The organism is Lactiplantibacillus paraxiangfangensis, from assembly GCF_036246185.1.
In the GTDB taxonomy this organism is placed as follows: domain Bacteria; phylum Bacillota; class Bacilli; order Lactobacillales; family Lactobacillaceae; genus Lactiplantibacillus; species Lactiplantibacillus paraxiangfangensis.
Genome location: NZ_BTPW01000042.1, coordinates 1 through 13,969, shown reverse-complemented (window position 1 = coordinate 13,969; position 13,969 = coordinate 1). Strand labels below are relative to the sequence as shown.

Annotated in this window: 11 protein-coding genes; 1 reads left to right on the top strand and 10 read right to left on the bottom strand. The window is 46.6% G+C overall.

Annotated elements, in window-relative coordinates:
* The coding region (locus AAA939_RS14620) for a transposase (protein ID WP_338225911.1) at positions 1–425 on the top strand (425 nt) is incomplete at its 5' end.
* 106 nt (positions 426–531) lie between these two features.
* Here AAA939_RS14620 and sufB read toward each other — a convergent pair.
* From sufB to AAA939_RS14570, 10 genes are all read right to left on the bottom strand, one after another.
* Positions 532–1,947 carry a Fe-S cluster assembly protein SufB gene (sufB, locus tag AAA939_RS14615; RefSeq protein WP_338210710.1) on the bottom strand — a complete coding sequence of 472 codons (1,416 nt, stop codon included), beginning with the start codon at positions 1,945–1,947 and terminating at the stop codon, positions 532–534.
* The gene (gene sufU / locus AAA939_RS14610) at positions 1,931–2,389 is read right to left on the bottom strand and encodes a Fe-S cluster assembly sulfur transfer protein SufU (RefSeq protein WP_057705242.1); all 459 of its coding nucleotides are present in this window, start codon (positions 2,387–2,389) and stop codon (positions 1,931–1,933) included. Before sufU ends, sufB begins: the two co-directional genes overlap by 17 nt.
* On the bottom strand, positions 2,386–3,609 hold the full coding sequence (locus tag AAA939_RS14605; protein ID WP_338210713.1) for an aminotransferase class V-fold PLP-dependent enzyme: 1,224 nt from the start codon (positions 3,607–3,609) through the stop codon (positions 2,386–2,388). The genes sufU and AAA939_RS14605 overlap by 4 nt, the downstream gene beginning before the upstream one ends.
* A complete protein-coding gene (sufD, locus tag AAA939_RS14600; protein ID WP_338210715.1) occupies positions 3,596–4,876 on the bottom strand; it encodes a Fe-S cluster assembly protein SufD in 1,281 nt (426 codons plus the stop codon). Before sufD ends, AAA939_RS14605 begins: the two co-directional genes overlap by 14 nt.
* An 11-nt stretch (positions 4,877–4,887) precedes the next feature.
* The gene (gene sufC, locus AAA939_RS14595) at positions 4,888–5,676 is read right to left on the bottom strand and encodes a Fe-S cluster assembly ATPase SufC (RefSeq protein WP_338210717.1); all 789 of its coding nucleotides are present in this window, start codon (positions 5,674–5,676) and stop codon (positions 4,888–4,890) included.
* An 828-nt stretch (positions 5,677–6,504) separates the two neighbouring features.
* Entirely contained in the window at positions 6,505–7,710 is a 1,206-nt protein-coding gene (locus AAA939_RS14590; protein ID WP_338210719.1) for a CPBP family intramembrane glutamic endopeptidase, read from the bottom strand.
* 531 nt (positions 7,711–8,241) lie between these two features.
* The gene (locus tag AAA939_RS14585) at positions 8,242–9,864 is read right to left on the bottom strand and encodes an ABC-F family ATP-binding cassette domain-containing protein (RefSeq protein ID WP_338210720.1); all 1,623 of its coding nucleotides are present in this window, start codon (positions 9,862–9,864) and stop codon (positions 8,242–8,244) included.
* A gap of 160 nt (positions 9,865–10,024) precedes the next feature.
* Entirely contained in the window at positions 10,025–10,822 is a 798-nt protein-coding gene (locus tag AAA939_RS14580) for a Cof-type HAD-IIB family hydrolase (protein ID WP_338210721.1), read from the bottom strand.
* A 152-nt stretch (positions 10,823–10,974) separates the two neighbouring features.
* Positions 10,975–12,807 (bottom strand): DUF2207 family protein, encoded by a 1,833-nt coding sequence (locus tag AAA939_RS14575; RefSeq protein WP_338210723.1) that lies wholly within the window; start codon positions 12,805–12,807, stop codon positions 10,975–10,977.
* Between the two features lie 87 nt (positions 12,808–12,894).
* Complete coding sequence (locus AAA939_RS14570) at positions 12,895–13,743, bottom strand: alpha/beta hydrolase (RefSeq protein ID WP_338210725.1); 849 nt, start codon at positions 13,741–13,743, stop codon at positions 12,895–12,897.
* Between the last annotated feature and the right edge of the window lie 226 nt (positions 13,744–13,969).

The following is a 13,969-nucleotide window of genomic DNA, read 5'->3' as shown; positions in this document are numbered from 1 at the left end:
ATTCAAATCTAGAAACACGTAAACCACAATGGTTTACGCATCTAAAAGACTGGTTTACTCAAGAACAGTTAATCTTAAAGGGCTTAGAACTGGATCCAATTTTTCAACATACTTACTTTACAGCGCATGCCTTAGTGGATGCGTTAAGAACCAGAGATTACCAACGTTTTATCGAAGCTTTAAGTAGAACTGACAAAGTCAGTTCACAGCTTGAAATAACCATGAAAACCTATCGTAAACATCTGTCTCTAATTAAGAACATGATGGCAAGTACCTACTCCAATGGTCCTTTAGAGGGCGTTAATCGAAAAATAAAGCAAATCAAACGGACGGCGTACGGGTACAAAAATTGGTCGCGTTTTTACACACGAATTCGGATTGAATTTACAATTCAGAACAAAAAAAGAAAACCAATTCGAAAATGAATTGGTTTCCTCATAAAGTTACTCATCAACAGCCGTTGACAAAGAGCCCAAAAAATGGTGCTCAAGAAAGAATTCTCAAGCACCATTTTTTTAATTTTAGGCCCTATTAACCGATGGACCCTTCCATTTCAAAACTAATCAACCGGTTTAATTCCACCGCGTATTCCATTGGTAACTGCTTCGTAAATGGTTCCACAAAGCCCATAATGATCATTTCAGTGGCTTTTTGCTCTGAAATTCCCCGACTCATCAAGTAGTAGAGTTGGGCTTCTGAAACTTTAGACACCTTGGCTTCATGTTCCATAGAAACGTTACCATTCAAGATTTCGTTATACGGAATCGTATCACTGGATGATAAGTCATCCATAATGATGGTGTCACATTCAACGTGGGCAAAGGACCCGTCGGAGTGGCGGCCAAAGCGTACGGTCCCCCGATAATCCACTGCACCACCATCCTTAGCAATTGACTTCGAAACGATGGACGACGTCGTGTTCTTCGCGTTATGGATCATCCGCGCCCCGGTATCCTGGTCAACGTTTTGACCAGCCACCGCGATTGACAACATCGTGCCGTGTGCACCCTGACCATTCAAATAAACGGATGGGTACTTCATCGTAATTTTAGAACCTAAATTACCGTCGACCCATTCCATCGTGGCATTTTCCATCGCTTGTGCACGTTTCGTCTCCAAACTGTACACGTTGTTCGACCAGTTTTGAATGGTCGTGTAACGACAAGTCGCATTCGCTAAGACGTTAACTTCAACGACCGCGGCGTGCAAACTGTCCGAATCATAGTTGGGTGCGGTACAGCCTTCCACGTAGTTAACGCTGGCCCCTTCATCCACGATGATCAATGTTCGTTCAAACTGGCCGGTGTTTTCCGCATTAATTCGGAAGTAAGACTGGATTGGGGTCGTGACCGTCACGCCCTTTGGCACGTAGATAAACGTCCCACCAGACCAAACCGCACAGTTCAGCGCAGCGTACTTATTCGTGTTCGCCGGAACGAGTTTCCCAAACCACTTTTTAAAGAGTTCCGGGTACTTTTGAAGGGCGGTATCGGTATCCGTAAAGATGATCCCCGTCTTTTCAAACGTTTCTTGCATCCGGTGATAAACCACTTCGGATTCATACTGGGCACTTGAACCCGCGAGGTACTTCCGTTCTGCTTCCGGCACCCCTAAGCGGTCAAATGTCTGCTTGATTTTATCCGGCACGTCGTTCCAGTCACGGTACTTTTTATCAGTCGCTTTCTGGAAATACTTCATGTGCACGAGGTCCAGACCGCTTAAATCTGGCCCAACTTTTGGTTCTGGTAATTTCTGATAAATTTGATAAGCCTTTAACCGGTAATCCAACATCCACTGTGGTTCGTGTTTTTCGGCTGAAATCTGACGAACAATGTCTTCATTCAAGCCTTCCCCCGTTGAATAGACCGGTGTCACATCGTCGTGAAAACCGTATTCATAAGTTTCCGTTCCAGCGGTCACTTCTTGGACTTTATTTGGTTTTGTCATCAGCGTCATCCCCCATCGTTAATAATTGATCCGCGGCGTGCCACGCAAGCGTTGCACACTTGATACGGGTCGGAAATTCGGCAACCGTTGCTAAGACCGCGGCGTCGCCGAGCGCGTGCTGATCAGCGTCATTCAACGAATCGCCCGTAATCAAATCTGAAAAGTCGGTTAGCCGTTTTTGGGCTTCTGTAACGGTTTGTCCTTTTAAAACGTCGGTCATAATACTAGCTGACGCCTGCGAAATGGTACAGCCACTGCCCGTAAACATAATCTGATCAATAACGTCATCCTTAATCAGCATCTGAACATTGATTTCATCCCCACAAGTGGGATTATGCAGCGTGACCGTCTTCGCATTTGGCAGCGTCCCAAAATGATGCGGCGCTTGCGCATTCTCCAAGATCACGGTCTGGTAGAGGGCTTTTAGTCTTAATAAACTCATGATTCAAAGAACTCCTTTACCGATTCCAACGCCGTTAAAAGCCGATCCACGTCATCGGAATTATTATAGAGGCCGACACTTGCGCGAACGGTCGAATTAACGTGCAAATAACGCATCAACGGTTGGGCACAATGGTGACCCGCCCGGATTTCCACACCGGCTAAGTCTAGTCCGGTCGCAATATCATGCGCGTGAACGTTGTCGACATTAAACGCAACAACGGGACCGTGTAATTCTGGTGACTCTGGCCCGTAGACCGTGATGCCCGGCATTGCAATCAATCCCATTAAGAGCTGCTTAGTCAGCCGCTGTTCAATCGCTTGCGCCGTATCCAACCCGACACTTTGTAAATAGGTCAGCGCAGCGCCTAAGCCAATCACACCACAGATGTTCGGCGTTCCGGCTTCAAATCGTTCCGGAATTGCGGCAAATTCGGTCGTTTGCCAGTCAACGTCGCTGATCATCTCGCCACCAAATTGGGCGGGCGTTAATTGAGCCAATAAGTCATATTTACCATATAACACACCCACTCCAGTTGGACCGTAAATTTTATGCGCTGAAAAGGCGTAAAAATCCGCGTCGAGGTCCTGCACATCGACTGCCATGTGCGCAATTGATTGGGCGCCATCGACAACTAAGATGGCGTTCTGTGCGTGGGCAATCTGAGCCAACTGCTTGATTGGGTTCGTCACACCTAAGACGTTTGACGCCTGTGCAACCGCCACCACTTTGGTCTTCGCCGTAATTTGTTTGCGCGCATCCGCTAAGTCTAATTGCCCGTCCGAAGTTAAACCGATGTACTTTAAGGTCGCGCCCTTCCGGTGAGCCAACTGTTGCCACGGCACTAAGTTACTGTGATGTTCCATCACGGTAACCACGATTTCATCGCCGGCCGTCACAAATTGCTCACCGTAAGTCTGAACTACCCAGTTCAAACTATCAGTCGTTGAACGGGTGAAAAAGACTTCTTCGCGCCGCGCGGCATTTAGCCACTGCGCAACTTGGTCACGAACAGCTTCGTAACGGTCCGTCGCTTGTGCAGCCAACGTATACACGCCACGGTGGACGTTCGCGTTACCGTGCGCGTAAAAGTCCGCCATCGCATCGATGACCGCCTGTGGTTTTTGGCTGGTCGCCGCATTGTCCAAATAGGTTAGTGGTTCATCGTTAATTTTAGTTTGTAAAATCGGAAAATCTTGGCGATACTCATTCGTTGTCATCTGCTAATCGCCTCTCAATCAAGTCCATCAGACTCTTACGCAATCGTGGTGAGCGTAACTCGGTCACCACGCCAGCTAAGAATCCGCGGATCACTAAGCGTTGTGCGACTGGTTCGGGAATGCCCCGACTCAACAAGTAGTACATCTGTTGCTCGTCAACCCGGCCAACACTGGCCGCGTGACCAGCTTCAACGTCGTTTTCATCAATTAATAGAATTGGGTTCGCATCACCACGGGCTTCTGACGATAACATCAGTAGCCGGTTTTCCTGATCCGCTTTCGAGCCGTGTGCACCGTGCACAATGTGACCGATACCGTTAAAGATCAGCGTGGCCTCGTCTAAAATGACGCCCCGTTGCACAATGTTGGCAACAGAATTAGGCCCGTAGTTCGTGACCCGGGTATCCATCCCCTGTGTCTGTTGCTGATTAGCCACCGCAATCGTCTTCACGTTGGCTTCCGAACCGCGGCCACGTAACTCAGTGTCAAAGTCAGCAATCACTTGTCCGGCATTCATTTCCGCGAGCTCCCAGTTCAAATGAGCATCTGGGCTGAGCACCCCACGCCGGTTCAAATAAGCCGTTGTATTAGCTGCCAAGTTATCAATACCAGCGAAGCTGACGTGACTGTTGGCCCCCGCCACGACTTCCACAACCATGTGAACAATTGCGGCGTTCGTTCCCACGCTACCTAAGCGTTGGACAATCTCGACCTGACTACTTGGTTCAGTCACAACTAAATTATGCTGAACAAAATTTTGTGGTTTCCGTTGATCGACTAATTGCAAAATTTCTAACGGTTCCTTAAGAACCACGTTAGCGGGCACGTATAGAAAGAAGCCGTTGGTCATCAGGGCTGCGTTTAGCGCCGTTAGTTTATCACTATCAGCCTTGAGCGCCTGATTAAAGAGGTTGGCTTTGACCAAATCACCGTGTTCACGGATGGCCGTTTTCAAGTCGCATAAAATCACGCCTTGTGAACGGGCTTCTTTGGGTAAGTTAACCCGCACCGTGGTATCACCCAAACTGTAAAAGTTGGTCTGTTCCCCACGTGCACTGAGGTCGTCGGTCACTTCTGGCTCATCGATCACTTGTGGTGCGGTGACGTCGAGTAGTGGCCAAGAGCGATAATTGATCTTTTCAAACACTGGTAGGGGTAACGTCGCGTAGTCCGCCACGGCCTGAGTCCGTAATTTCGTCAACCAACCAGGTTCTACCTGGGTTTCACTGTAATCTTGAACACCGGCTAACATCGTTGCTGTTTGCATCATACCGCCCCCTACTCGTCATCCGTCAAAGAAACGTCGAGGTTGAGTTCATCACGCAAACCTGCGTAACCTTCCGCTTCCAACTTGTTTGCTAAGTCGGCGCCACCGGTCTTCACGATTCGGCCGCCCATCATAACGTGCACATAGTCGGGAACGATGTAGTTCAATAAGCGTTGGTAGTGGGTAATCATAAGCGTCCCAAAGTCAGGATTCTTGAGAGCGTTAACCCCCTTAGCAACGACTTGTAACGCATCAATATCCAAGCCAGAGTCAATTTCGTCCAAAATGGCGAATTTTGGTTTAATCATCAAAAGTTGTAAAATTTCGTTGCGTTTCTTTTCACCGCCTGAGAAGCCTTCGTTTAGGTACCGTTCAGCCATTTCATCGGTCATGTTCAATAGTTCCAAGTTGTGGTCTAAGTCAGCTAAAAAGTCCGTGACGCTGATTGGATCGTCCTTATCCCGACGTGCGTTTACCGCTGCACGTAAGAATTCAACGTTAGTAACCCCTTTAATTTCAGCTGGGTATTGCATCGCTAAAAATAAGCCAGCCCGCGCCCGTTGATCGACAGTTTGACTTAATAAGTCTTTACCGTCTAACGTCACAGAACCACTGACAACGTGATACGCTGGATTCCCCATAATCGTTTCCGATAACGTTGATTTTCCCGTTCCGTTCGGGCCCATAATGGCATGAGTTTCCCCCGTATGAAGCGTTAAATTAACACCTTTTAAAATTAAGTGTTCCTGTTCGTTCTCGGTTACACTGACCTTTAAATCCTTAATGACTAGTGTTGACATGTCGTTACCCCATTTCTTCCAAATTACACTACATTTAGACTGTCATTTATGTAAAAACACAACTGATAGTGTCCGTAGCTATTAACCTTAGTATACGTTATTCCGCACTAAGATGGTGATTCAATTGTAGTCAAACTTTTGAACCCGATTTCATTAAAATTGACAGCGGTTTCAATTTTAAGCGCATCATAACTAACTTCAAAAGTTACCCTCAATCCGTTATAACTAAACCCCGGGGCGTCGTAAGCCACACTCGGTGTCGATTACGACAAGTTCCCTTCCTAGTTCAGTACCCAAATTATAGCATGCCAAGTCCAATAAAGTGAACGAGCTTTTCATAAATGCTAATTGTTTTCAAAAATCGGCAGACAAAAAAGAGACTCACCTAAGCGAATCCCTTTGATCGGTTTGCAAGCCTGAAACTTGCTTCATTATGTGCCTCGTCATGGACCCAGCCCATCCCGAGAGGTATTTATGCTTACTAGACTTAAGATTCACCCAACTGAGCTACTTTCCATCGATGCTAACCAAGCGTGATGTCCTGAAAAAGTAAACCGATCCAGCTCCCAACTATGAATCAATCTAGTCAAGCGTATGTAAATTTACATTAGCTCACATATCTGACGTAAGTATAACGAGCTGGCGTTGCGTTTAGATAACACGAAGATTACAAACGTGTTACAAACAGTATAATTCAGTTATCAGTTGGGACAAAGTGACGAAAAATCAACCTTTAACAAGCAAATTAATTGTGAACAACAAGTCAGTGATATAACGTTATCTTTACGAACATTTAAATATATATAAATCACAATATTCGTATATTTTTCAAATGAACCGTAGTCCCTGATCAACCCGTTGTTGAATCACTTTTCGCCGTGCACCCGTCAGAAAGAAAATCGTCAACCCACCAAATACCACGAGGGTTAACCCAATCGTTTGCCACTCAAACGCACCTGGTACGGCCATCGTTTGTGAACCCGAAGCCATCATACTTAAAATATCAACGGCCGCGTGGATCGCCATCGGGACAAGAATACTGCCAGAATATAAGTAAGCAACGGCTAGGAACCAACCTAACGTCGCCGCAAAGACAATCTGTTCACCAGTTGCTGATAACGATTGCCCCACAAAAGCGTTGGTAAAGTGCCAAAGTCCGAACAAAGCGCCGCTTAACCCGACACTCCAAGCTAATTGAAACCGGCGTTTTTGAAAAGCAGCCAATAACAATGTTAAGACGGCGTAGCGATAGAGCCACTCTTCAGCAATCCCCGGCTCCAGGCCACTCAAGAACATCTTCCAAGTTGCATCGTGTAGCCTAAAGTCCCACTGCGTGAAGGTCGTCGCCCAATTGGCACCGGTACTAAACGCATTCCACAAGCTAAAAAGAAGGCCTGCTAATATGATTAAACTAACCAAACTTGTTTTGGCTTGGTAATCAAGACGCCAACTGACGCCGCGAAATCCCCACGCCCGCATCAGTACGGCAACAGTCAAAACAAACCCGACGGCACCTAAAATCCCCGTTTCACCAATCATGTTAAACGCATCCGGTACTTTTAATGTCGGCAGGACAAACAGGGTAATTTGGGCACCAGTTAAGCCACTAAAAATAGCTGAAATCAGAACCAGGATGCGACCAACTAATGATTGAATCTTAGCTGTGACCACGTAACCGATAGGGACAAACCCAACAACTAAGTACGCCATCCCCACAGCAATTAGCCCTTGTTCGTCCAACGGCGTTAATTTGACGACCAAATTAATCAGGTTGCCCACCATGAGCGGTAGCAGCATGAATTGTAAGACCGTTTGAACATAGTAATTAACGTGTCGCAAGCGCCGCCAATCTTGCTGTTGATCTTCAATCGCCGGCCACAAGGCATTTAGAAACCAAATAATCATCAGCATCCCGCCACCAGGAAAGGCGACGCCTTGGTTAGTCAGCAATAGCTGAATCAACGTGACCACTAATATCAGGACTAATTGCCCAACGTACCAGCGGCGTAACATTTGATCAAATTCTGGCGCCATATGCAAAAATCCCCCCATCTCGTATGTATTTATCATACCAGACTGGGAGGATTTATTAGTGGTGAAAGTCACCAACTAGATTTTTTACTAAAAATTGAAATTCAAACCCGTCATAATAGTTAGCATATTAACCGGCGTAACTTAAATAGCTACTTCGTCAGGCTGAATCGGTGTGCTGTGGGGGACGGCCCAGCCACACTGCGGTCTTTGAATCGCCCCGCAAAATTAGCGCAAGAACCCACCCGCTAATCTTGCCGACACAGCACACCGATTCTGCCAGACTTCGCTAAAATATAACTTTGCTATAAACATCTTAATCTAAAAATTCATTGAAACATCGGAGGTCGTCGCTGATAGCATCGGCCGTGATGGTGGTGTTAGGGCCGGTGATTTTTTCCGGCCCTTACACCACGGACAGTCTGGAACAATTGCGTCTTTTGCAATTGTTTCAGGCGAGGGGTTAGACCGCTCCTCAGGCTAACCCCGGTCCCACGACCGCATGCTATCAGCGACAACCGGACTTACTACTAATTAATATAAGTCTTCGACGCGTCCCTGGGTTGCTTCATGGGCCAAATATTCATCGTAAGTTGTATCCCCACGATCAACGACCCCTTTCGCACTAACTTCTACGATGTGGTCGGCAATCGTTTGAATGAATTCGTGGTCATGGGAAGTGAAAATAATGGCACTGTTAAACGCAACTAACGCGTCGTTTAAGGCCGTAATTGATTCAAGATCCAAGTGATTGGTTGGGTCGTCTAATAATAAGACGTTGGCCCGACTTAACATCATCTTAGATAACATTCCCCGAACCTTTTCGCCCCCGGATAAGACATTTACGGGACGTTCAACGTCGGCACCAGAAAAGAGCATCTTACCTAAGAAACCACGTAAGAAGGTATTGTCGCTTTCTTCCTTAGAAGCAAACTGCCGTAACCAATCAATAATTGGCATGTCACTACCATCAAAGGCTTCGGTAATATCCTTTGGTAAGTAAGTCCGCGCAGTCGTTTGTCCCCAAATCACTTCACCGCTATCTGGTTTCACGTCACCAGCAATAATTTGCATCAACGTCGTAGTTGCCAAATCGTTCCGACTAATTAAAGCTGTTTTTTCCGTTGGGCGTAAGGTAAAGCTAATGTTATCGAGAATCTTAACGCCTTCAATGGTCTTCGAAACGTTTTCGACCCGTAACAAGTCGTTCCCAAGTTCACGGTCAGGCGTGAACTTGATGAATGGGTACTTACGTGAGGAAGGCTTGATATCGTCTAACGTAATCTTTTCAAGTTGCTTCTTCCGTGAAGTGGCCTGTTTCGACTTCGAGGCGTTGGCACTAAACCGCGCCACGAAGGCTTGTAATTCTTTAATTTGATCAGCCTTTTTCGCATTGGCATTGGCTTGTAACTTCGTTGCTAATTGGCTTGATTCCATCCAGAAATCGTAGTTACCAACAAACAGCGTAATCTTACCAAAGTCGACGTCACACATGTGCGTACAGACTTGGTTTAAGAAATGCCGGTCATGGGAAACAACGATGACGGTATTTTGGTAACTGGCTAAAAAATCTTCTAGCCAGCTGATCGATTGAACGTCCAACCCGTTGGTCGGTTCGTCCAATAACAATACGTCAGGATTACCGAACAAAGCTTGCCCCAACAAAACTTTAACCTTTTGTGGTTCAGTCAGTTCGCTCATCTTCATGTGTTGCATCGATTCATCGATACCTAAATCTTGTAACAATTGGTCAGCTTCTGATTCGGCGTTCCAACCGTCCATTTCGGCAAAGTCGCCTTCAAGTTCAGCTGCTCGAATCCCATCTTCATCGCTAAAATCTGGTTTAGCGTATAACGCGTCTTTTTCAACCATGATATTGTAGAGCTTTTCATGGCCCCGAATAACCGTGGCTAAGACTTCTTCATCTTCAAAGGCAAAGTGGTTTTGGTTCAGGCTGGACATCCGTTCGTTAGGTCCCATGGATACTGAACCCGTCGTTGGATGGAGCTTACCTTCCAAAATCTTTAAAAACGTTGATTTTCCCGCCCCGTTGGCGCCAATAACACCATAGCAGTTTCCTGGCGTAAATTTTAAATTAACATCTTCATAAAGTTTGCGAGTTGAAAACTGCATACTAACATTACTTACGGTGAGCATTTAAATACCTCTACTTTTTTTGTCATGAGTTCTAACATACAGAAAAGAGGTCGGGATTAAACCTCCCAGCCTCCTGTGCCGTTAATCATATACCTAAATAGTAGCACGCTTACGACAACTTTGGCAATCAAAACCATTACTAGTTTTCAGAAAATCAGTGCTACATTTCCAAAATTGTCCGTTCAATGTAGTTCAACACACCACTATCCAAGTTCGTGCCCGTGACCGCCGTCGCGTTTGCTTTTACGCTTGCTGGGGCATTTTGCATGGCCACGCCCGTCTTGACGTAGTGGAACATTTCCAAATCATTAGTTCCGTCGCCGAATGCAACCATTTCACTGGGGAGAACGTGCAATTGTTCCCCTAGTCGTTTCAACGCACGACCTTTGTGCATGCCGGGCTGAATCAGGTCCATACTTCCCTGTCCACCAGAAACTGGGACGGCGATTCCCGCCAGTTTAGGCTTCAATTCGTACACAATCTGATTCGTCTTTTCCGGCGCACAAATAATATCGAATTTCACGACCGGATCCGTGACCGCGTTCAAGTCCGCACAAGTCTCTAGTTGATAATAATACGCCCGCATTTGCGCAATAAAATTAGGATTGGCGTGTTGTGACACGTGTACCGTTTGGGTCCCACATAGTGCAATTTGCAATTCTGGGTACGCACTAAGGACTTTCAAGATTTGAGCGGTTGCTTCTGGCATAAACGTTTCAGCGCTGAGTCCCACCCGTGCGTTCATCAATTCGGCCCCGTTGCCCCCGATAAACCACATATCCGGATAGTCCGCAAAATAATCCGCTAATTCGCTGGCTTGGTGGCCGCTGGCAATTACAAAGTAGATGCCGCGTTTGTGTAATTCTTGGTAAATTTTAGCAAATCGTGGGCGATCGTATTCCCCGTGATTATCCAAGAATGTCCCGTCCATATCAGTTGCAATTAGTTTTATTGTCATCTATAAATCATCCATTCTATGTAAGCCTTACCACCTAAGGTTACCGATAAAAGTCCGTAAGTACAACCCCCTGCACTTTAAAAATTAAAAAAGAGCTCCGACTGAAAAAGTCGTAAGCTCTAAATTCAAATTTCCGATTAACCGATTCGGGGTTAAAACGCCCCACCACCGGAACCGCCACCAAAGCCACCAGAACTACCGCCGGAGAAACCACCGGAGTCTCCAGATGGTGAACTGGCACTGTCAGAAGCACCAATTGCACCACTAAAGCTATTATCGATCATATCAGAGAAATCAAAGTTAGCCCCGTTGTTCCCGTAAAACAGTGGGTAGTAAATGATTAATCCCGCGGCTAAGGCTTCCGTCCCAAAGTCGACGGCTAATTGGGCCGTGACCTTGTCAGCTAGGCCAAATGCCGCGGCGTAAGGTAATAGTTGTTCCCATAAGATTAGGTCGCCCACTTCCGCCGTGTTAAAGTGGCCAATATCTTTAAGCATGCGGCGTAACCCACCAATCTGGTTGATCTGTTGTAAGCCTTCATCGGTATTGAAGATGACTCGTTGCCGACGTAGCGCCCATGCAATCCAGAAACCAATCGCAACCACGAGTGCGACACTGCCCATCATTGCGGCAATGACTGGACTAATAAAGAAACCGAGTCCACTAGCAATCACTCCCGCAATGGTCACGATAATCGCACTACTTAAGGATTGCTTACGAATGTTGTAGTTAGCTTCATCCTGAAACGGTGCGACCGCCTCATCAACTTCTAGTTGCCAGTTGCTAAACCAACTTCTCATCCGACCCTTTTTATCACGATCACCGTAGGCTTTTAATGCGCTTAAGCTTAAAACGCCATCGGGAGCTACCGTCGTAAAACAGTGTGCTAAAAAGCTGTTACTGATTGGTTTTAATTTCGTCAACACAACGACCGGTTTACGGCGCCCGGTTTCCGTCGTGATTTGAAGTTCATGATCCGCCGCTGCCCGCAAGATTTCCCCAGTCAGTCCCGTCGTATCTGGCGACTTGTTCGCTAGTAACGACTGTGCAACTGCGGGGGCTACTTCGGGGACGTCAAACGAATGGTTGATGGGAATCGGTTGTTGGTGGCGGTTGGCTGGATGGCGATAAAACCACCAGATGTAGCTAACCACAAGGACTAACCAAACTAAGCCGGCAAGCCCGACAACGAGTTGATTGAGCAAACGCGCTCGTTGCCGCTTTTGATTAGCTTGTTTAGCCAGTTGTGCTTCTTGCTTTTGTACCGCGGCCAGCCGCTTCTTCGAACTCGTCTTCTGATTAGCGGCCGTTACACTAGTTGGAAATACTAAATGACTTTCAACAAACTGCTTGGCGGGGTTCCGGTCAACCGTCATGGTGACCCGTCCCAGCTTACGATCCACCGTGGTGTGCCCACTCAACGGACCGTGCGTCCAGGCTTGCAATTTTTCCACGTCCTTAGCGGGTAACTGAATCGTGACTTTCACGCCGTGTAACGCCACGTCCCAACCACTACCGATGACGCGCCAATTTAACTCCGCGGTATCCGCATAATTGGTCACCACGCCGTAAAGTCGGTACTGATAGCGCACCTGTAACTTATCATTATCATGAGCCCGCTGATAGAGTTTAACGCGCATCTGTTCGGCGTTTTGGGTCAATTGATAAGTGTTATTAGTGGCCGCATCGCTTTTACGCGCCGTCTTCAAAGAACCACCGTTCAGGCGCGTCGTGACTTTTTCTAACTTAGCGCCTTGAATACCACGCAAATCTTGAACGTTAAACACGCCGTGATAGTCGTCATCAAAATCATAGCGCATCGTCTGCGTCACCTGCGCGCTACCATCCGTTTGCACGTCCACCTTCACGTGATAATTATCAATTCGATAATCCGCATGGACATTCAACGCAAGAACGAACCAGCTCACTAATACAACGACGCTCAGGATCAGCAATTCGCCGCTAAACCGTTTTCTTTTCCGCATGGCTTCATTCCCCCAACTTCTCTTTAGTTGGTTATAAGTTTACCATACCGCTGATTGAGGCGGGAATCTGGGTCTGCTATATCTAACTTACTTATTCCAAATAAACTTGATCAACGCCTGATCAACTTGGGCGTTTTCGTGCAACTTACTGTGTTGCGCATCGGCACCAACAATCCGCTTTTCGCGGTACGATTTTGCCCGCGCCGACACTAAATAACGCAGCGATTGTGAGGAAGCGTTGCTGACCCGTCCATCCGAATGGGTACCGTCGTCCTTATCACCATAAATATTAAGGACATCGATCTGCCCCTTTGGATACCGCTGGCGCAACTTTAATAACTGGCGATAACTGCGATTCATCTTAGTTGGTTGCCCGTTTTGCTTGAAGGTCACCTGATTAGGCTTATCATCCATTCCTAAAATACCGTTAAAATGCCCCGCGATGTCGACCTGCTTTTTAACTGGCGGTAAATCTTTATCCTGACCATATTGCAGCAGATAGTATGCGATCGCCATGTTGCCCATCGAGTGGCCGACAACGTTGATGGCCTTAATGTGGTAGCGCCGTTGTAAAGCCGTGACGACGTTTTTCACCCACTGGCCCGATTGGCGATAATTCGTATTTTGGTTATTTGTAAACCCAACCTCGACAATCGGGTGGGTGCTTCCCGGTTTAAACGTCCCCTTTAACTGAACCTGACCATCGTCCGCAACGACGGCCTGTACGACCGTATGCGTAACACCCGCGCGAACCGCCGCATTAGCCATATGCGTTTCCGCGTTGATACTGCTCCCATAACCATGGAAAAAAAGTGTTGGGACATACGCACCGTTAACATGACTGATTTTCTTTTTAGTCGTCACCCGTGCCTGACAACCGCCTAATAGTACAACTATGCAAATAATGATTCCTAACCATCCAAACCGTCTCTTCATGACGTTCCCCCACTCGCTTTCCTAAATATCATTTTCATTATACATTCAGGCTCCTATTTTCAAAAAAATAAGCACATCTTCAGGGCAATTTATTCACAATGCTATAGTCCCCTTAAGGTTGACAGATGAAAAACAATAATTCATCTATCAATGCTTAAGGGGATTTTATTATGCCTAGAACTAGATTTACACCTGAAGAAAAGTTAGCAATTATCATAGGTTTATC